This window comes from Myxococcus sp. CA033 (genome assembly GCF_013336625.1).
Classification (GTDB): Bacteria; Myxococcota; Myxococcia; order Myxococcales; family Myxococcaceae; genus Myxococcus; species Myxococcus llanfairpwllgwyngyllgogerychwyrndrobwllllantysiliogogogochensis.
In genome coordinates, this window is record NZ_JABUMU010000014.1 from 42977 (window position 1) to 63466 (window position 20490).

Consider the following 20490-nt stretch of genomic DNA (forward strand, 5'->3'; position numbering starts at 1 on the left):
GGGCTTTCGTTACTCCGAGCGGCCAATCTCGACGCTCTCCAGGATGCCCAGCGCGTCCGGGATGAGGACGGCGGCGGAGAAGTACGCGCTGACCAGGTAGTTGATGATGGCCTTCTCGTTGATGCCCATGAAGCGGACAGAGAGGCTGGGCTCGATTTCGTCCGGGATGCCGGCCTGGTGCAGACCGACGACGCCCTGGTTCTTCTCTCCCGCGCGCATCAGCAGGATGGAGCTGGTGCGGGAGTCGGAGACGGGAATCTTGTTGCACGGGAAGATGGGGATGCCGCGCCAGGCGGGCACCATGTTGCCGTTGAGCTCCACGCTCGTGGGGTAGATGCCCCGGCGGTTGCACTCCTGGCCGAAGGCGGCGATGGCGCGCGGGTGCGCCAGGAAGAAGGACGGGTCCTTCCACACGGTGGAGAGCAGCTCGTCCATGTCGTCCGGCGTCGGGGGGCCGGAGCGGGTGTGGATGCGCTGCTTCAGGTCGGCGTTGTGCAGCAGGCCGAAGTCGCGGTTGTTGATGAGCTCGTGCTCCTTGCGCTCCTTCAGGGCCTCCACCGTCAGACGCAGCTGCTGCTCCGTCTGGTTCATCGGCTCGTTGAAGAGGTCCGCGACGCGGCTGTGAATCTGGAGCACCGTCTGCGCGACGCTCAGCTCGTACTCGCGCGGCGACGTCTCGTAGTCCACGTACGTGCCCGGCAGCACCGGCTCGCCCGTGTGGCCCGCGGCCAGCTCGATGGCGGCCTGGCCCGACGTGTCCTGCTTCTTCTTCGAGCGCGCCTTGAACTGCTCGATGTGCTTCTGGAGCGAGGGCGCCTGGGCGACCACCGCCTCGAACGCGGACTGCTGGAGCATCAGCACGGTGCACGCCGTGACGGCCTTCGCCGTGAAGGTCCAGAAGTCCTGCGACTCCAACAGCGCCTGGAAGCTGTAGTGGTCGCCGTCGGCGAGCACGCCAATCACCGTCTCGTCGCCGTACTTGCCGGCGCCAATCTGGTTCACCTTGCCGTGGGCGATAAGGCAGATGGAGTCCGCCTCCTGGCCCTTGGCGGTGATGACCTCGCCCGCCTTGAACTCCTTCTGCTCGAAGCGGTTGGCCAGGGCCTGCAGCACTTCCACGTCGTCGAACCCGCGCAGCAGGGGCAGCTCACACAGCTCCTGGGGGATGACCTGGACCTTGGCGCCGGCCGTGGTGAACGTCACGCGGCCATCGCCCACCGCGTACGTCATGCGGCGGTTGACGCGGTACACGCCACCGGACACCTGCACCCACGGCAGCAGCTTGAGCAGCCACCGGGAGGAGATGCCCTGCATCTGCGGAACGGACTTGGTCGTCGTCGCGAGCTGCCGCGCCGCCGCCGTCCCGAGGCTCAACAGCTGGTTCTCTGCTTCGTTGCCGGGCTTCATCGAGTTCGCCATGAGGGCACCTTGTCTTTCAGAGGTGGGGAGACTGGGAAAAGGTTGGGATTACGAATGAGTCAGGACTGGCGGAGGGCGCTGAACATCGAGGCGATTCGGGCCGCGGAGGTGCCCAGCCCCGTGGGGCCGTGCACGTGAGGCATGGGCTTGCGGCTGCCCTTCAGCTCGAACTCCTTGTACCGGTCCACCGTCTGGTGCCAGATGAGCACGCCGGCCATCCAGTTCTGGAGCTTCACGACGTACAGGTTGAGCTTCTCCTGAGCCCGCGCGTCCAGGTTGAAGTTGCGGATGAGCGACGGCAGCTCGGTGGCGACGGTGTGCTGGAACTGCTCCATCCGCGCGGTCATCAAGTCATTGACGACCTCCACTGCCTGGGTGGGCGCCAGGTCCAGGAAGCGCTGGACGACGAGGACGCCGTTGTTCAGCTCGCCCTCGTACTCAATCTCCTTCTGATAGGAGAAGACGTCGTTGGTGAGGCAGGCGTAGTCGGCCGCCGAGTTCTCCAGCGAGCGGATGGGCCGGGTGTGGAAGATCTCCGCCGGAATCGCGTCGCCGTGGGCCAGCCGCGACAGGCTCATGGTCAGGTCCGAGCCGAACGTCTTGCGGCGCATCTCCACATAGTCGACCGGGTCCGGGACGCGGTTCTGTATCTGATTGGCCAGCTCCCACAGCCAGCTCTCCGTCATGTCATGGATGGCCTTGCGGAACAGGTTACGCGCGTTCGGCGTCAGGTTGGCCGCGGTGCGCGCCCACAGGTCGGCGAGGCCCCGCTCCACCGGGTTCGTCGCGACCGCCGTGCTGGTGGCCGGGTCATCCGGCATGAACGCCGTCAGCCGGGCGTTGAAGAGCTTCGCCCCGGCCATGTCCTTGGTGTAGCCGTAGAAGGCCGGGAAGTAGTCGTCCGCGTAGGTGCCCCAGACGAGCCAGCCCGCGGTCAGGTTCAGCTCGGCGACGGAGGCGTCCGGATGGATGAGCGCGCCGCACAGCGCCACGTCCGCGACGTCGAACTTGTGGTCATCCCAGATGTACACGCCGGGCAGACCGGGCAGCGCGTCCAGCATGCCCATGCGCCGCGCCCACGCCTTGGAGTCCTTGCGCGAGCCGTCCAGGTGGGGGCTGAGCCCCGTGGTGTACGGCATGTAGAACTTCGGTGGCACCAGGTGGCCCACCGGCTGGTAGGGCACGTGGGCAAAGCTCTTGAATCGCTTGAGGCCCAGCGCGCCGGGCGACAGGGGGATGCGCAGCGCGGACGTGCCCAGACCCGGGAAGGGGAGGTTCAGCTCGGCGCCGGGGCCCGAGACGGGCTTCATGTAGCGGCTGGAGCGCAGGTGCCACTCGTGGCCGCCGGACTGCCAGTCCTGGAGCCCTCGGATGTAGACGAGGACGTTGGCCTGCTCCACCGGATTGAGGCCGTGCTCCGCGAAGAGCGAGGGCAGCTCCGTCACCGCCGTGTTCTCGAACTGCTGGAGCCGCGACGTGAGCACGTCGTTGACCAGGTTGGCCGCCGCCTGTGGGTCGATGTCCAGGAAGCGCTCCATGACGAGCACGCCGTTGGACAGCTCGCCTTCCTCCAGAATCTCCCGCTCGTAGGAGAACAAGTCGTTGCGCAGGTGGACCGCGTCCGCGAACGAGTGCTTCAGCACGAGCATCGCCCGGCTGGCGGCGATGCGGTCCGGGACTTCCGCGAACACGGCGTGCTCCACCAGGTCCGCGGACCAGGGCGCCCCGCCCACCTTGCGGCGCATCTCGATGTACTCAATCGGGTTGGAGACCCGGTGCTCACTGATGTTGTCCAGCTCCCACGTGGACTCGTCCAGGAGCGCCTTGGTGCTCTCGAAGAAGCGCTTGCGCCACTCCACCGACTTGGTGGGCACCGTGCGCATCCACAAGTCGGCCAGGCCCGCCTCCACCGGGTTGGTGGGCTTGGGCATGGGCGTGGACAGGTCCACCGGCATGAACTGGGGAAGCCGGTCCAGGTACGCCTTGGAGCCCTCGCGGTCCTGCGGACGCTTGTAGATTTCGAGGAAGTGGTCGTCGAAGTAGAAGACCCAGACGTACCAGTCCGTGATGAGGTCCAGCTCCGGGCTCGGCGCCTCCGGATGGGTGTAGGCGCACAAGAGCGCGTAGTCCATCGCGTCGAACTTCTTCTCGCTCCAGATTTCCGGAGCGCTGCCGTCCTTGGGCGCGCCGATGATTCCCAATTCGCGCGCCCACGCCTTGGAGTGCACCCGGGCTGCTTCGAGGTTTGGATTCAGGCGCGCGGGCCAGGGGACATAGAACTCTGGCAATACAAAAGGATGTTTGTCTCGCGCCTTGGCCATGGGTGCCCCTCGTTGTGACGGGCGCCTTGTAGAGTGTTCAAAAAGATGAATCCACGGATTACTCAACCAAAAGATAAAATCGATGGAACACTGTTAATTCTGAGTCTTCAGGCAGGGTGGGTCCGCACCCGGTGGGGTGATAATGATTGGCTCGTTTTCTCAAGGAGGGAGAGAAATTGAACGACAGTCGTTGATGGGGGAATGAAGTGTTCGTGGAATTGTTGCTTGTGATTGCGCTCGCGCCGGCTTGGCTCGGGCGAAGGGGCCGGGCTAGCGTCACGGCCATGCTCCTCGTCACGCAGGGCCGCGAGCCGCGCAGGCAGTTGCTCCTCAAGCCCGCACCCGGGTCGAAGCAGGTCGTCTCCGCCATCCACGCCTCGTCCGTCACGGTGGAGACGGGCGGCACGACGCGGCGCGCGCCGCCAGCGCCCTCCACGCGGATGACCTTCATCATCCACGTCCAGTCGGTCTCCCCGGAGGGAGACACGCGCTATGACTTCACGCTCGACGCGGTGGACCTGCTCGTCCACCCCGGCACGTCCGAGCAGCACGTGGACGAGGTCCGCAAGAGCCTGGCGTTCCTCCCGGGCCTCACCGGTGCGGGCCTGTCCGGACGGCGGGGCAACACCCTGGACCTGAAGCTGCCCGCCCACCTGGAGCCCGAGCGCCGCAGGGAGCTACAGGACCTGGCCAAGGCGCTCCAGTTCGTGGGCAACCCCTTCCCCCAGGAAGCCATTGGCCTGGGCGCGCGGTGGGATCAGCCGCTGTATGGCAGTGGCCCCGTGGGGACGCAGGGCACCGGCAGCTTCGAACTCTTTTCATTGGAGGGAAGCCGGGCGGGGACGCGCTTCCTCATCCAGCAGACGTCGAAGAACCAGCCCGTGCCGGCCGAATACCAGACGCGCTCGGACAGCTCCGAGCGGATGATGATCCGCTCACAGACCAGGGGGGAGACCGTCTTCCGCTTGGACAGACTCTGGCCCGCGAGCAGTGAGATGGAAATGCGCGTCCAGGCAGACCTGTCCTCGGAGAGGGAAGACCCGCCCCGTCGACTCAAGGTCATCACCGACGTGAAGGTGCGCCTGGAGGAGAAGGGCCACTGAAGGGGACGTGGGACGTCTTGCTTTGGCGACCCGCCTTCCTGCCTCACACAACTCCTCGCATCGAATCTCGGATAATCTCTTTCGAGTGACGAGTGGACCCGCATTGCGGGCTGGACTCGTGTAGGTCCATGTCCGCCGTGGCGGACTTTCGCGGAGTCGGGGGCATGCGAGTCAACGAGGGCGGTTCCACTCGAGCCACGGGTACAGGGGATTCAGGCGCTTCGAGCGCGGCGGCGGAAGCCGAGCGGGCCGCTCGCGCGGCGCAGCTCGCGGCGGAAGCAGCGGCCCGTGCGGCGGCGGAAGCGGCCCGGGCCCAAGCCGCGCAGGCGGCCCAGGCGCAGGCCCGCGCGGAAGCCGCGGCCAAACAGGCGCAGGAAGCGCTGAGGCAGGCGCAGGCGGCGCTCGCGGAGGCGAAGAAGAAGAACGCGCCCAAGGCCGAGCTGACCCGCGCGGAGCAGGCCGTGAAGCAGGCCACGACGTTCGCCCAGCAGGCGGCGACGTCGGCCCGCAATGCGGGCAACCGGGCCACCAACGCCAGCTCCTTCGTCCCGGCCAATACCACCCAGGTTCCGGCGCAACGCCAGACGCCCGCGGGCCCTCCGGGCGTCACGCCGGGCTACACCCGCGAGCAGGCGGCCAAGGACGCCACGGAGCTGTACCGCGCGACGAAGGGTGGCCTCACCGGCTGGGGCACGGACGAGGCTGCCATCTTCAAGACGTTGGACAAGCGCACGCCGGGGGACATCGCGCTCATCCGCCAGTCCTTCCGGGAGCACTACAAGGAGCACCTGGACCTGGTCCTGCGCGACGAGCTGAGCGGTGACGAGCTCACCCGCGTCAACAACATCCTGTCCGGCAACAAGGGCAACGCGGGCGCGGCGGCCATCCAGGAGCAGACGGGCTTCTTCGGGGACAAGGACGCCATCGTCAACACGCTGCGCGACGCCAGCCCCGCGGAGCGCCAGTCCATCGCCCGCTCCTTCCAGCAGATGTACGGCAAGGACCATCCGAACATCCGGGCCTCCACGCCCGAGGAGTTCATGAAGCAGGCGCTGGGCCCGCGCCTGGATGACGCCCAGCGCACGCAGCTCAACAGCCTGCTGGACACCACCCGCGCCACCACGCCGGAGCAGGTGACGCAACTGGAGGCGGGCGCGGCGCGCTCCAAGGTGCATGACGCGCTCCAGGGCTTCTTCGGCGCGGACAGCGACAAGGTCTTCGACACGCTGAAGAACCTGCCCCCGGAGCAGAAGAAGGTCCTGCTCGCGGACGCGGCGCTCCAGGCGGAGCTTCAGAAGAAGCTGTCGAAGGAGGAGTACACCCGCGCCCGAGGGCTGATGGAGGACAACCCGGCCGCCGCCAGCGCCGCGCAAATCAACAGCGCGACGCAGGGCTGGTTCGGCGCGGACGAGAGCGCCATCCTCGACGTGCTGAAGAACACCAAGCCGGAGGACATGTCCGCCCTCAAGGCGGAGTTCCAGAAGCAGACGGGCCGCTCGCTGGAGTCCGAGGTCCGGGGCTGGGGCGGCGCGGACACGCAGGTGGGCCTGCGCTACCTCAACCCTCCCGCGGCCGATGACAAGCTCGGCCAGGCGCAGGCGGCGGCCGAGCAGCTCCACCGGGCCATGGACGGCGTGGGCACGGACGAGGTGGCGCTGCGCGAGGTGCTGGGCAACAAGTCCAAGGCGCAAATCAATGACATCACCGCCGCGTACCGCGACCTCTACAAGCGGGACCTGCGCTCGGACCTGACGTCGGAGCTGGGCGGGCGCGACAAGTTCGAGATTGTCGACCAGATGTATGACCTGGGGGCCATCGACCCCAAGGCGCCGGATGCGGCGAAGCAGCAAGTGGACCGCCTGCGGGCGCAGCAGCAGTTCGAGCAGAGCGGCGGTCTGGGCATCATCGACACCATCCAGAACGTCACCAAGGGCGAGTCGGACTCGGAGCGCCTGGAGCGCAACCTGACGGCGGCGGAGACGGCCATCGCCACGGGCGACACGTCCGCGGCGCAGCGGCGCACCACGTACGCCACGGACGACGTGAAGGACCTGCAGGAGACGAAGGACAGCACCGCGGACATGGCGGCCACGGCGGCCGTCGCGGTGGTGACGACGGCGGCGGTGGTGGCCACCGGTGGCGCGGCGACGCCGCTGGCCATCGCGGGCTACGCGGCGCTGGGCGCCACGACGCGCGTGGCGACGCAGGCGTACTTCAAGGGCGACTCGCTGGGCATGGACGGGGTCGCCCAGCAGGCGGTGGTGGGCGCCGTGGAGGGCGGCACCGCCGTCATCCCCCTGCCCAAGGGCCTGGGCGGCGCGGGCGCCACGGCGGCCACGGAGACCGTCGAACAGGTCGCGAAGCAGACGGTGGGCCAGCGGCTGCGCAGCACGGCCATCCAGGGCGCGTGGGAGGGCGGCGTCGGCGGTGCGCTGGGCGGCGCGACAGACCAGTCCCTCCAGAGCGAGACGTGGAAGAACGGCCTGCTGCCGGGCCTCCAGCAGGTGGGCCAGCGCGCGGTGGTGGACGGCACGGTGGGCACCGTGTTCGGCGCCGGCGGTGGCGTGGCCATGGATGGCGTGATGCAGGGCGCTGCCCGCCTGACGACTCCGCGCGAGGTGCCGGTGCTGACGAACCCGGCGCTGGACGGCGGCACTGTGCACGTGCGCTACGGCGACGGGCGGGTGCGAATCGAGGCGGGGCCGGACGCCACGCCCGCGCAAATCCAGGCGCACATGGAGACGGCCCGCACGCTCCAGAAGTACGAGGGGCCGCTGGGTCAGGTCCGTCAGCTCAAGGACCGCGTGAATCAGGCGCTCACGGGGCAGCCGGGCTACGGCACCCAGGGCTTCGAGTCCCAGCTCGAGGTGAAGAAGCTCAACGCCATCATCAAGGACCTGGAGGGAGTGCAGCAGCGCATCGACACGCGGCTGCAGAAGCTCAACGGCGGCGGCGAGGTGCCCACGGCGGCGCAGCGCGAGGTGATGGAGCGCGAAATCGCGGACCTGCGCGCGCAGCTCGACACCCACGCCGCGCAGGTGGGCTCACTGGCCCCGGCGCGCGGCTACGTCGCGGCGGAGCAGCTCAGCAAGGGGAAGACGGAGGCGCTCAATCGCGGCTATCCCACGACGGAGGCCGAGGGGCTGCCGAAGGACCACTTCTGGGTGGAGAACGAGAACGGCCAGCTCTACCTGCAGCGCAACTCGGTGGAGAGCGGGCCCCGGAAGCTGTACGAGCCGTCCGGCAAGGAGGCCGAGGGCATCTTCGGGGAGTTCACCGATGCGCCCACCGGCTACATCGAGCCCAAGTTCCCCGCCAACGTCACGCGCCAGGAGGCGTTCGACGCCCTGGGCGGCAACAACCCGAAGTCGCCGTTCGGCGCCTGGGTGAAGTCGCTGGAGGCCGAGGGGCTCATCAAGGACAAGCAGGAGCTGGTCAATCTGCTGCGCGAGTCGCCCGGGGGCCTGTCGTTCGGCACCGTGCGCCACGAGCTGAAGGACAAGTACACCGACCAGCTCCTCACGCGGATGACGGACCCGGCCCGCCTGCGCGCCACGCCCGCCTACGCGGAGGCGCTCAAGGTCACCAAGAGTCCCGAGCAGGCTCTGGTGGCCGCAAGCCACACGGAGATGCTGCGCATCACCCGGGAGCTGGGGCCCGCGGACAAGGGAGCGCTCGCCCAGCGCTGGTACCAGTCCACCTTCGAGAGCACCCGCCACGGCGCCACGGAGGTCACCGTCAGCAAGCAGGCCGCGGCCGACCTCGGCGTCAGCTTCACGGCCAACCGCCGCATCGACGTGCTGGAGCCGGGCACGGTGCGCGAGCTGAAGAACGTCTCCACGAAGTTCGGTGAGCGCGAGCAGGAGCAGTTGATGGACCTGGTCAAGCTCTACGGCAAGACGCTCGACGGGACGGACACGCCCATCGAGCAGGTGGTGGAGACCTTCGTGGACCCCCGGGGCGTGGTGGCCAACTCCAAGTTCCTGCACGACATGTTCGACGGCTCCGGCGGTCAGTACCTCAAGGTGGAGGTCTTCAAGGCCGACGGGACGTCGCTGATGATTGATGCCAACAACCGGGGTATCCTCAACCAGAGTCAGGCGGAGCTCGAGAAGACCCTCGGCATCACGAGGTAGCGGGGGCCAGGAGGTCGCGGGGTGACGGAGACGGAGATGAAGCTGGGGCTGTCGGGTCCTGACCTGCCAGTCCTGGTGCGGGCCATGGTCAGCCGACTCCTTCCGAAGACGTCCCCGAGCGCGCTCTCGGTGGACTTCACGGACCAGTCGCCCGGCGCGGACTGGTTGGAGACGCGCATGCTGAAGGCCCGGCGGCGCGCGAAGGCCGTCTGGGCAGGCGACTCCTGGAACTTCCTCCTCGTCGAGTCCCCCGTGGCCCTCGTCGCGGGGTCGCATGAGAGGGACGCGCGGCAGGTGCTCGCGGAGCTGGCGCCGCTGCCCTTCTTCCTGGCGTCGTTCGCCAGCCTGTTTTCGGACTGGAAGGTCGACGGCAAGGCGTACGCCGCGCCCATCCTGGATGACCTGCACTACCCTCACGGCTGGGGCTGTGCGTTCCGCGGCCAGGGCCACGCGCGGCTGGTGTCTCGCCGCTGGCTGGAGTTCGGACCGTGGCGCTTGTTGAAGGGGCCGGACGACGTCTCCCTGGTCCAGTTCCATGACCTGGAGGCGGACTCCGCCACGGCGCTCGCGGAGGCGAAGCCGGGCCATGCGCGCATGGGAGCCAACGCGGAGGGCGGCATCATCCGGTCCGGGTACAAGCGCAAGCACACGTTCGACGGCTTCTACGAGCCGAAGGACAAGCTGCTGCGCATGGTCATCCACGGCCGCGACGTGTCCACGAGCGAGATGCTGGACGCGTGCTCACTGCGTCTGGACGGCGCGGTAGGGCCCGGGCAGCCGCTGACGCGCGTGGCGTATGTCTTCATGGAGCCGGAGCGGGCGCGCGCGCACCTGCACGAGCTGTGGTTGCGCGAGCTGGAGTGCTGGACGATTGAAATGGGCAAGGAGGTCCGGCTGGACAAGGACTACCGCCCGACACCGGTGAAACCCGACTGGGTGAAGGTCGTGGAGGCCCGGGAAGCGGGCGCGACGAAGCGCTGAGTCCGGCGTGCCGCATTCCGGGCTTGCGTGGCGGCTTCGGGCTGGGAAACATGTTTCGCATGACCCAGCAAGCGGTGTCTCCCGCCGTGTCCGGTGTGTATGTGGTTCATCGCCAGGACGGTTTCGTCATCTCCGACGACTCCGCCCGCCTCGACGTGGACGTGGTGCATGGCTACCTGACGCGCTCGTATTGGAGCCCGGGTATTTCGCGCGCGCTGGTGGAGAAGGGGATTCGTCACTCGATGGTCTTCGGCCTGTATGGCGCGGACGGCGCGCAGGTGGGCTACGCGCGTGTCGTCACGGACCGGATGTCGTTCGCCTATCTCTGTGACGTGTTCATCCTGGAGACGCAGCAGGGCAAGGGCCTGGGCAAGTGGCTGATGGAGGTCGTCTTCGCTCATCCGGACCTCCAGGGGCTGCGGCGCTTTCTGCTGGCTACGCGAGATGCCCACGGACTGTATGCCCAGTATGGCTTCACGCCCCTGAAGAGCCCGGACCGGTTCATGGAGCGGCATGACCCGGACGTGTACAGCCGGACGTAGCGGGATTCGGTTGGCCCATGGTTCGCATTCGTCCCGGAGGGCTCCGTAGACTGGAGCCCTCGCGGGAGGTGCGGCGTGGAGCGTGTCCGGTCTCAGTCAGGGCTTCGTGAAGAGGACGCGGGCGCGGCGTGTGTGGTGTGTGACGCCATGCTGGAAGGTGCTCGTTGCGCCCATTGCGGCGCGGCCGTGGCGCCGGGCGGATATCGCGTCCTGCGGCTCATCTCGCAGTCTCCGCATGGTCGCGTGTACCTGGCCGTGGATGGGCAGGGGGCGCGTGTCGCGCTCAAGGAGCTGCTGTTCGCGCTGGTGCCCGGGGTGGAGCAACTCGACGCCTTCGAGCGGGAGGCCACGGTGCTGCGCTCGCTGGAGCACCCGGACATTCCGCGCTTCGTCGCGAGCTTCAAGGAGGGCAGCGGTGTGGGGACACGCCTCTACCTCGCGCAGGAGCTACTCGAAGGGGAGACGCTGCTCGAGCGCCTCACGCGCCGTCGATTGGACGAGGCGGAGGCGTGGACGTTGGCGGAGCAGGTGCTCCAGACGCTCTCGGCCCTGCATCGGCGCACGCCCGCGCTGGTGCATCGCGACGTGAAGCCGGCGAATCTCATCCTCCGGCCGGATGGACGCGTGGCGCTGGTGGACTTCGGCGCGGCCCGTCACCTGTCGCGCGATGTGACACATGGGTCCACGCTGGTGGGGACGTTCGGGTACATGCCGCCCGAGCAGCTCGGTGGCACGGTGGAGCCCTCCAGCGACCTCTACGCGCTGGGGGCGACGCTGGTCCATGCCCTCAGTGGACGCGAGCCCGCGGACCTCGTCGACGAGGGACTGGTGCTGTCGTTCGAGCAGCACCTCCAGGTCTCCGAGCCGCTCCGCGTCTTCTTGAGCAGGCTGCTCGCGCCGAAGCGCTCGGCGCGATTCTCCTCGGCGGTGGAGGCGCTTTCCTCGCTGCGGGCGTCGGTCGAGGCACTGACGGTCGAGCCCTCCACGCCAGTCGTTTCGGCCTCCTCGGACGAGGGAGCGAAGGCGTCAGGTGAAGGGCGGGAGCGGAGCGGTGCGCATCCGCCCGTGGAGTCCACCGTCGAAGCCTCGGCGGCCGTGGCCGTACCCGTCACTGTCGAGAAGGCCGAGGAGCGTGCTCAGCCCCCACTCGAGGTGGTCACCGCTCATGAGGAGACAGAGGTCACTCGCGGGTCCTCGCAATGGAGCAACCCGCGTTGGGTCTTCGCCATACTGGCCTTGACGGCCTTGCTGGTGGGCCTGATTCGGCTCATGCCGCACCGAGGAGGCAGTGAGGTGATGGTCGTCGACTTTCCGGACTGGGGCAGCCCGTCCTACAGCCCACCGCAATCCCAGCCGGCAAGCCCCGCAGGCCATGAGAAGCGCCGCTGGTTCGAGCTGCCCTGGTCAAGTGGCTCGCCGTCAAGTGGCTCGCCTTCGTACTGACGCCGCGGGCCCGGCGCACCTCACCCCGACGCCCTCCCTCCTGAGTCATTTTCGTCTCGGGTGAGCGGTCAGCCAGCCGCGCGTGGGGGGTGACTCGCGGCTCCTCGCGCACGGGACGCGCGGTCCTCGGTACACAGCCCCCCTGTTTCAGTTTCACCCGGCCGCCGTGCTTACATCGCGACGCGCTGGCCCCGTGCTTGCTCTTTCGTTGAGCTGGCTCCCGCCGCCGCACGACACCCCATGTCCTCAAACGAATCCGAACCCACCCCGCCGAGACCTCGGCTCGCTCGCCGCATCTTCGGTGAGCTTCGCTGGACGCCTCCCACCTGGGCCGCCGTGCTGGGCCACGCCCTCGCCCGTTTCGCGCGCGCCGTGTTCGGCTGGGTCCGCCGCAATCCCAAGCGCATCGCGCTGTCGGTCGTCGCCCTGGGGCTGCTCGTCGTCGCGGCGGATGCCGGCTATCGCTGGTATCAGAGCCGGCCTCAGCCGGTGCGCTACTCGCTCAGCGCCACGTCTCCCTCGTTGACGCCGCTCGACGACGGCACGCCTCGGTGGGACTCGGTGCACGTGCGGTTCACCGGCTCGGTGGCCCCGCTGGAAGCCATCGGCAAGCCGGTGACGGCGGGCATCACCCTCAAGCCCGAGCATCCTGGAACGTGGCGCTGGTCGAATGACCGGACGCTCTCCTTCGTTCCGGGTGCCGACTGGGGCGTGGGGCAGGAGTATCGCGTCACGCTGGACCGCTCGCTCTTCCCCGAGCACATCCTGCTCGAGTCCTACGAGACGCTGTTCCGCTCGGAGCCCTTCACCGCGTCCATCAACAGCATGGAGTTCTACGAGGACCCGCGCAATCCGAAGGAGAAGCGCGTGGTGGCCACGGTGGCCTTCTCGCATCCGGTGGACCCGGCTTCGCTCGTGCGCAACCTCTCGCTGCGCTTCGACGTGCCCAAGGAAGGGCTGCTGGGCTCACGTCCCCAAGAGCACAAGTTCAACGTCACCTACGACAAGCTGAAGGGACAGGCCTACCTCCAGTCGGACCTCATCCCCATCCCCGACAAGGAGGCCACCATGGTGTTGCGGATGGCGTCCGGCGTCCAGGCCGCGCGAGGCGGCAAGGGGACCGAAGGGATACAGGAGCGGCAGGTCACCATCCCCGGCATGTTCAGCTACTTCCGCGTGTCGGGCACCAACGTGTCGCTCGTGCGCAATGACCGCTACGAGCCCGAGCAGGTGCTCATCGTCAATCTGACGACGGGCGTCACCGAGGAGGAGCTGCGAAAGAACCTCCAGGTCTGGGTGCTGCCCAAGGACAGGCCGGCCACCGCGGACGAGGCCGCGCGCACCAACCATTCCTGGAGCGATGCGCGGCTCATCGGCGACGAGCTGCTCGCGAAGGCGGAGAAGCTGGCGCTGGACCCGGTGCCCGCGGACAAGGAGCACGCCACGCTGCACAGCTTCCGCATCCGCGCGGACGTAGGCCGCTACCTCTACATCCGGCTCAAGAAGGGCACCCGCTCCGCCGGCGGCTACGTGCTGGCCGAGGAGTTCAACAGCACCGAGTCCGTGCCGCGCTTCCCCGAGGAGGTGAGCATCCTCCACGAGGGCGCGCTGCTCAGCCTCGCGGGTGAGAAGAAGGTCACCGTCCTCTCACGCGACGTCCAGGCGTTGCGCTTCCAGTTGGGCCGCGTGCTGCCGGACCAGCTCAACCACCTGGTGAGTCAGACAGAGGGCCGCTTCGCGCACCCCAGCTTCAGCAACTACCGCTTCGACGAGCAGAACATCACCGAGAGCTTCTCCGTGGTGCGCCCGCTGGAAGGCGTGGGCCGGGGCAAGGCGCAGTACGCCGCGTTCGATTTGACGGAGTACCTCACCCCCGCGAACAACCCTTCGGCCCGGCGGGGCCTGTTCTTCTTCAAGGTGCAGAGCTGGGACGCCGCGCACAATCGGACGACGGGCAAGGAGGACTCACGGCTCCTGCTGGTGACGGACCTGGGTCTGGTGGTGAAGGACAGCGCGGATGGCTCGCATGACCTCTTCGTGCAGTCGCTCGGCGCGGGGCTCCCCGCCGAAGGCGTCACGGTGAGCGTGCTGGGCAAGAACGGCCTGCCGGTGCTCAGCGCGACCACCGATGCGGACGGCCACGTGGCCTTCCCCAAGCTGACCGACTTCACGCGCGAGCAGACGCCCATCGCCTATCTGGCGCGCAAGGGCGAGGACTTCGCCTTCCTGCCCTTCAATCGCTCGGACCGGCAGCTCAACTTCAGCCGCTTCGACGTGGGCGGCATGACGAGCGGCACCACGCCGGAGCGCCTGACGGCCTTCCTCTTCTCGGACCGGGGCCTGTACCGACCCGGCGACACCTTCCACGTCGCCATGGTGGTGAAGCCCTCCGATTGGAGCCAGCCGCCCACGGGCGTGCCGCTGGAGGCCTCCGTCACGGACCCTCGCGGCCTGGAGGTGCACAAGCAGAAGCTCTCCCTCTCCGCCACCGGACTGGAGTCGCTCCAGTACACGACGGAGGAGACGTCTCCCACGGGCCACTACGCGGTGAACCTGTACGTGGTGAAGGACGGGCTGCGAGGCAGCCTGCTCGGCTCGACGCAGGTGCGCGTGGAGGAGTTCCTCCCGGACCGGATGCGCATCACCACGCGCTTCGAAACCGACCGGCTCGAAGGCTGGGTGCCGCCCCAGGGGCTCAAGGGCCGGGTGACACTGAAGAACCTCTTCGGCATCGCCGCGGCGGACCGGCGAGTGTCCGCGGAGCTGTCTTTCAGCCCTGCGTATCCCGGCTTCCGTCAGTACCCGGGCTACACCTTCCATGACCCGATGATGGCGACGCGCAGCTTCAGCGAGCGCCTGGAGGACTCCACCACCAACGACGAGGGCGAGGTGGAGCTGGAGCTGGGCCTGGAGAAGTTCGAGAAGGCCACGTGGCGTGTGTCGCTGCTCGCGGAGGGCTATGAGGCCGAGGGCGGGCGAGGCGTGTCCTCGGAGGCTTCCGTGCTGGTGTCACCCCTGCCGTACCTCGTCGGCTTCAAGCCGGATGGTGGGCTGACGTACCTGAGCCAGGGTTCGGCGCGCTCGGTGGACTTCATCGCGGTGGACCCGACGCTGAAGAAGAAGGCCGTGCAGGGGCTCAAGGCGGAGCTCGTCGAGCGGCGCTGGGTGTCCGTCCTCACGCAGCAGCCCAATGGCACGTACGCCTACCAGTCCGCGCGGCGCGACACCGTGCTGCGCACGCGGGAGCTGACCATCGGCGAGGCCGGCTTCAAGTACGCGCTGTCCACGGAGCAGCCGGGCGACTTCGTGGTGGTGGTGAAGGACGGGGAGGGCACGGAGCTCAGCCGCGTGGACTACACGGTGGCGGGGCACGCCAACCTCACGCGCACGCTGGAGAAGAACGCGGAGCTGGAGGTGAAGCTCTCCCGTCAGGACTACGCGCCGGGGGATGAAATCGAGCTGAACATCAAGGCGCCGTACACCGGCGCGGGCCTCATCACCCTGGAGCGCGAGCGCGTCCACGCCTGGGCCTGGTTCAAGGCGGACGCCACCAGCACCGTGCAGAAGATTCGCCTCCCGCCGGGTCTGGAGGGCAACGGGTACGTCAACGTCACCTTCGTGCGCGCCATGGACTCGCAGGAAATCTTCATGAGTCCGCTGAGCTACGGCGTGGTGCCGTTCTCCGTGAGCAAGGACAGCCGCGTCCTGCAGGTGACGCTGACCAGCGCGGAGAAGGGGCGTCCGGGAGAGCCGTACCGCATCCGCTACAAGGGCAACCGGCCGGGCCGCGCCGTCGTGTACGCGGTGGACGAGGGCATCCTCCAGGTGGCGAGCTATTCGACGCCGGACCCGCTGGCGCACTTCTTCAAGAAGCGCGCGCTGGAGGTGCGCACGGGTCAGATTCTGGACCTGCTCCTGCCAGAGTTCTCCGTGTCGAAGGACGTGTCCTCCATGGGCGGCGACGACGAGGGCATGGCGGCCATCGGCAAGAACCTCAACCCCTTCAAGCGCAAGCGGGACAAGCCGGTGGCGTACTGGTCCGGCGTCGTCGACATCGACGAGACGGAGCGCGAGCTCGTCTACCCCGTGCCGGACAGCTTCAACGGGGAGCTGCGGGTGATGGCGGTCGCCGTGGGCCAGGAGTCCGTGGGTGCTTCCACGCGCCGCGCCGTCATCCGGGGCCCCTTCGTCATCACCCCCAGCGTGCCCACCTTCGTCGCCCCCGGGGACGAGTTCAACGTGGGCGTGGCGGTGGCCAACAGCGTGGAGGGCGCGGGCAAGGGGAGCGAGGTGACGCTGGAGCTGAAGACCTCCGAGCACCTGGAGGTGCTGGACGAGGCCCGGCGCACGCTGAAAATCGATGAGGGCCGAGAGGGGAGCACCACGTTCCGGGTGCGCGCGAAGTCCGTCCTCGGCTCGGGGACGCTGACCTTCACCTCGTCGCTGGGCAAGGAGAAGGGGCGGCAGTCCGTGGACCTGAGCGTCCGTCCGGCTGTGCCCTACCTGACGTCCGTGAAGGGCGGCTACGTGAAGGACGGCGAGGCGGACCTCGCGGTGCCCCGGAAGATGCACGGCGCCTTCCGCACGCTGGAGGTGAGCGCGTCCCCCATGCCGCTGGGCCTGGCGCGCGGCCTGTCCGCGTACCTGGAGAAGTATCCCTACGGTTGCACCGAGCAGCTCGTCAGCCGCGCCTTCCCGGCGGTGACGTTGAAGGGACGCCGCGAGCTCTTGGGCCAGGGGCCGCAGGTGGCCGATGCCAGCTTCGCCGCCGCGCTCCACACGCTGCGCACCCGGCAGAACGACGAGGGCGCCTTCGGCTTGTGGGCCGCCAACTCGTATGCGCCCGTGCTGCCGAGCATCTACGCGCTGCACTTCCTCACCGAGGCGAAGGAGCGCGGCTTCGCGGTACCCGTCGACATGATGAATCGGGGGCTCACGTGGCTGGGCACGCTGGCGGAGCGAGAGCCGCAGGACCTCACCCAGGCGCGCAACGTGGCCTATGCGCAGTACGTGCTCACTCGCAACGGCAAGGTGCAGGGCTCGGCGGTGAATGTCCTGCGCGAGTGGCTTGAAGCGAACGCCGCGGAGACGTGGCCGGTGGACCTGACGGCGGCGTATGTCGGCGCCACGTACAAGCTGCTCAAGCAGGAGAAGGAGGCCACACGCGCGATGAAGAAGGTGCTCATCGGCGCTCCCCAGGAGAACGACTACGCGGCGCTCTACGACGGGCTCGTCTACGACGCGCAGGTGCTCTACCTGATATCGCGCCACTTCCCGGAGCGGCTCCCCAGCATCACCGGGGCGATGCTGGTGTCGCTGGCGAAGCCGCTCGGAGAGGAGCGCTTCAACACGCTGTCCTCCGCGTACGCCATCCTCGGCCTGGAGGCCTACGCGAAGGCGCTGGGTGAGCAGGGCACTCCGTCGCGCGCGGGCGTGGCCCTGCTGGAGAAGGTGGCGGACACCTTGCGTCCGCTGACGGTGCCAGAGGGACTCTTCCCCAAGGTCGCCTTCTCCGAGCAGGCCACCTCCGTCCGGGTGAAGAGCGGGGCGAGCGCGCCGCTGTTCTTCCAGGTGACGCAGGCGGGCTACGACGCGCAGGTGCCCACGGCGCCCATCATCGAGAAGCTGGAGGTGCAGCGCGAGCTGAGGAGCCTGGACGGCAAGGTGGTGACGGACGTCCCGCTGGGCGGCGAGGTGGAGGTGCACCTCAAGCTTCGCGGGCTGCAGGGCAACACGTCGCACATCGCCATCACCGACCTGCTGCCAGGAGGCTTCGAGGTGGTGCTGGAGCGGCCCGCGCCTCCCGAGCCCGAACCCGAGGCCGAGCCCGAGTCGGAGGGCGACTCCGAATATGGCGAGGGTGACAGCTCCTCCGAAGGGGACGAGTCCTACGAGGGCGGCGGGTCCGAGGACGAGTCGCAGGACAACTCCTACCGGGAGCCGGAGCCCGCGCCCGTGGCCGGTGGGTGGCTGCCGCCGGTGGGAAGCGATCGCTCCAGCTTCAGCCCCGAGTACGTGGACGTGCGCGAGGACCGAGTGGTGCTCTACGGCACGGCGGGCACCACCGTCACGGAGTTCATCTACCGCATCAAGGCAACCAACGCGGGCCGCTTCGTGATGCCTCCGGCCTTCGCCGAGGGCATGTATGACCGGAGCGTCAAGGCTCGCTCGGTGGCGTCGCAGGTGACGGTGACGGCGCCGTGATTCGACGGGGGTGGCGCAAGCTGCTGGGGGTGGTGCTGGGGCTCGCGGCGCTGTACGTCGCGGTGCCCCGGCCGCCGCTGCGCGAGGGGCTGGGCTTCTCGCAGGCGGTGTTCGACCACGAAGGCCGGCTCTTGCGCCTCACCCTGTCCCCCGACGAGAAGTACCGGCTGTGGGTGCCGCTGGAGCGCATCCCCGCGACGCTCGTGGAGGCCACGCTGCTCCACGAGGACCAGCACTTCCGCTCGCACCCGGGCATCAACCCCGTGGCCCTGGGGCGCGCGGTGTGGAGCACGTACCTGACGGGCGGGCGGCGCATGGGCGGCTCCACGCTCACCATGCAGCTGGCGCGCATCCGCTATGGCATCGAGTCGCGCACGCCCGGCGGCAAGGTCATGCAGATGCTGCGGGCACTTCAGTTGGAATGCACCTGGTCCAAGGACGAACTGCTGGAGGCGTACCTCAACCTGGCGCCCTATGGCCGCAACGTGGAGGGCGTGGGCGCGGCCAGCCTCGTGTACTTCGGCCGGGACGTGGCCCGGCTGACCCTGGGCGAGTCGCTCACCCTGGCTGTCATTCCGCAGAGCCCCGCGCGCAGGGACCCGGGTCGGGACTCGGGAGCGCTGACGGCCGCGCGGCTGCGCCTCTTCGAGCGCTGGCGGGTGGAGCACCCCGAGGACACGGAGCGCCGGCCGCTGTTGGCCCAGCCGCTCCCGGTGCACCAGCCGGAGGACCTGCCCTTCCTCGCTCCGCACTTCGTGGGCAGCGTGCTGCGGCGGGCCCCCGTGGGCACGAGCCTGACGAGCACGTTGGATTTGCCCCTGCAACGGTTGCTGGAGCGCCACGTCCGGCAGTACGTGGAGCGCCGGCGCGACATGGGCATCCGCAACGCGGTGGCGATGCTGGTGGACTGGCGGTCGATGGAGGTGCGCGCGGCGGTGGGCTCGGCGGACTTCTTCGACGCGCGCATCGAGGGGCAGGTGGATGGCACGCACGCGAAGCGCTCGCCGGGCTCCGCGCTCAAGCCGTTCATCTACGGGCTGGCCTTCGACGAGGGCCTGCTGCACCCACGCACCATGTTGAAGGACTCGCCGCTGGGCTTCCGGGGGTATGACCCGGAGAACTTCGACGGGGAGTTCGCGGGACCGCTCCCGGCGGTGGAGGCGCTGGTGCGCAGCCGCAACGTTCCGGCGGTGGCGCTGACGAAGCAGCTGCGCGCCCCCGGCCTGCATGGCTTCCTACGCAAGGCGGGCGTGACGGACCTGCGCGACGAGCAGCACTATGGCCTCTCCCTGGCGCTGGGCTCCGCTGAAGTCACCATGGCGGAGCTGGTGGAGCTGTACGCGATGCTGGGCCATGGCGGCCACCTGCGCCCGCTGCGCTGGACGGTGGACGCTCCCGTGGAAGAGGGCGTGAAGCTGCTGAGCCCGGAGGCCAGCTTCCTGGTGCTGGAGTCCCTGGCCACGGCGAATCGGCCCTCACAGTCCTTTCGCTCGGAGTGGACGCGCGACACGGTGCCCGTGGCGTGGAAGACGGGGACGTCCACCGGGTTCCGGGACGCGTGGAGCGTGGGCGTGGTGGGGCCTTATGTCGTGGCGGTATGGGTGGGGAACTTCGACGGGCAGCCCAACCCGGCCTTCGTGGGACAGACGGCCGCCGCGCCGCTGATGTTCGAGCTGGTGGACTCGGTGCGCTCGCGCGACGCGGATGTGCGCCGCGTGCTCCAGACACCTCCGGAGGGCGTGAGCCGCGTGCGCGTGTGCGCGCTGTCCGGGGGGCTGCCGGGGCCGCACTGCTCGCGCAAGGTGGACACGTGGTTCATCCCGGGCACCTCGCCCATCCACACCTGTGACGTGCACCGCGAGGTGTGGGTGGACGCTCGCTCGGGGCTGAGGGCGTGTGGACCGGGGCCCTCCACCCGCGCGGAGGTGTTCGAGTTCTGGCCGTCGGACCTGCTGCGCCTGTTCCAGAAGGCGGGCCTTCCCCGGCGCGTGCCGCCTCCGGAGGGCGAGGACTGTGGCCTGGAGCGCAGCGCCAGCACGGGCACCGCGCCGCGCATCACCACGCCCGAGGAAGGCGTGGACTACAACCTGCGGGCGTCGTCGGAGTCCTCGCGCGCGGTGCCGCTGTCGGCGGTGACGGACGCGGACGTGCGGCGGGTGTTCTGGTTCGTGGACGAGCAACTGGTGGGCACGGCCTCGCGGGGTGAGCCACTTCAGTGGGACGCGAAACCAGGGACGTACGTGGTACGGGCGGTGGATGACCGGGGCCGCTCGGACGCGAGGACGTTGCGGGTTCGCGTCGTGCGCTGACCCAACGGGCGCGGGCCGGGCTATCCTCGGCG

General features: G+C 68.7%; 9 protein-coding genes. 7 read left to right on the forward strand and 2 right to left on the reverse strand.

The genetic code is table 11. The annotated features are described in order from the left end of the window. Positions 1-9: 9 nt before the first annotated feature. Together HUA78_RS27950 and HUA78_RS27955 are read right to left on the reverse strand one after the other, a co-directional pair. Positions 10-1419: a family 2B encapsulin nanocompartment shell protein gene (locus HUA78_RS27950; RefSeq protein ID WP_141641405.1), complete on the reverse strand. Its 1410-nt coding sequence runs from the start codon at positions 1417-1419 to the stop codon at positions 10-12. A gap of 59 nt (positions 1420-1478) precedes the next feature. Next, a complete protein-coding gene (locus tag HUA78_RS27955) occupies positions 1479-3740 on the reverse strand; it encodes a family 2 encapsulin nanocompartment cargo protein terpene cyclase (protein ID WP_174477531.1) in 2262 nt (753 codons plus the stop codon). A gap of 284 nt (positions 3741-4024) precedes the next feature. Here HUA78_RS27955 and HUA78_RS27960 point away from each other — a divergent pair, with 284 nt between their 5' ends. The 7 genes from HUA78_RS27960 to pbpC all read left to right on the forward strand — a co-directional run bounded on the left by HUA78_RS27960 (position 4025) and on the right by pbpC (position 20458). Beyond that, positions 4025-4843 carry a hypothetical protein gene (locus HUA78_RS27960; protein WP_174477532.1) on the forward strand — a complete coding sequence of 273 codons (819 nt, stop codon included), beginning with the start codon at positions 4025-4027 and terminating at the stop codon, positions 4841-4843. 164 nt (positions 4844-5007) lie between these two features. Continuing rightward, on the forward strand, positions 5008-8979 hold the full coding sequence (locus tag HUA78_RS27965; RefSeq protein ID WP_174477533.1) for an annexin: 3972 nt from the start codon (positions 5008-5010) through the stop codon (positions 8977-8979). Between the two features lie 21 nt (positions 8980-9000). After that, positions 9001-9960 (forward strand): hypothetical protein, encoded by a 960-nt coding sequence (locus tag HUA78_RS27970; RefSeq protein WP_174477534.1) that lies wholly within the window; start codon positions 9001-9003, stop codon positions 9958-9960. Between the two features lie 59 nt (positions 9961-10019). Continuing rightward, on the forward strand, positions 10020-10502 hold the full coding sequence (locus HUA78_RS27975) for a GNAT family N-acetyltransferase (RefSeq protein ID WP_141641400.1): 483 nt from the start codon (positions 10020-10022) through the stop codon (positions 10500-10502). A gap of 75 nt (positions 10503-10577) precedes the next feature. Further along, positions 10578-11945, forward strand: coding sequence for a serine/threonine-protein kinase (locus HUA78_RS27980; protein ID WP_174477535.1), 1368 nt, complete (start codon positions 10578-10580; stop codon positions 11943-11945). 240 nt (positions 11946-12185) lie between these two features. After that, complete coding sequence (locus HUA78_RS27985; protein WP_174477536.1) at positions 12186-18149, forward strand: alpha-2-macroglobulin; 5964 nt, start codon at positions 12186-12188, stop codon at positions 18147-18149. Beyond that, positions 18146-20458, forward strand: coding sequence for a penicillin-binding protein 1C (pbpC, locus tag HUA78_RS27990; protein WP_217442621.1), 2313 nt, complete (start codon positions 18146-18148; stop codon positions 20456-20458). The genes HUA78_RS27985 and pbpC overlap by 4 nt, the downstream gene beginning before the upstream one ends. Positions 20459-20490: the final 32 nt, after the last annotated feature.

What these genes read in the sequence shown, in the direction of transcription:
- HUA78_RS27960 (WP_174477532.1), top strand. Translation starts at nt 4,025, where the DNA reads ATGCTCCTCGTCACGCAGGGCCGCGAGCCGCGCAGGCAGTTGCTCCTC.
- HUA78_RS27965 (WP_174477533.1), top strand. Translation starts at nt 5,008, where the DNA reads ATGCGAGTCAACGAGGGCGGTTCCACTCGAGCCACGGGTACAGGGGAT.
- HUA78_RS27985 (WP_174477536.1), top strand. Translation starts at nt 12,186, where the DNA reads ATGTCCTCAAACGAATCCGAACCCACCCCGCCGAGACCTCGGCTCGCT.
- HUA78_RS27955 (WP_174477531.1), bottom strand. Translation starts at nt 3,740, where the DNA reads ATGGCCAAGGCGCGAGACAAACATCCTTTTGTATTGCCAGAGTTCTAT.
- HUA78_RS27975 (WP_141641400.1), top strand. Translation starts at nt 10,020, where the DNA reads ATGACCCAGCAAGCGGTGTCTCCCGCCGTGTCCGGTGTGTATGTGGTT.
- HUA78_RS27950 (WP_141641405.1), bottom strand. Translation starts at nt 1,419, where the DNA reads ATGGCGAACTCGATGAAGCCCGGCAACGAAGCAGAGAACCAGCTGTTG.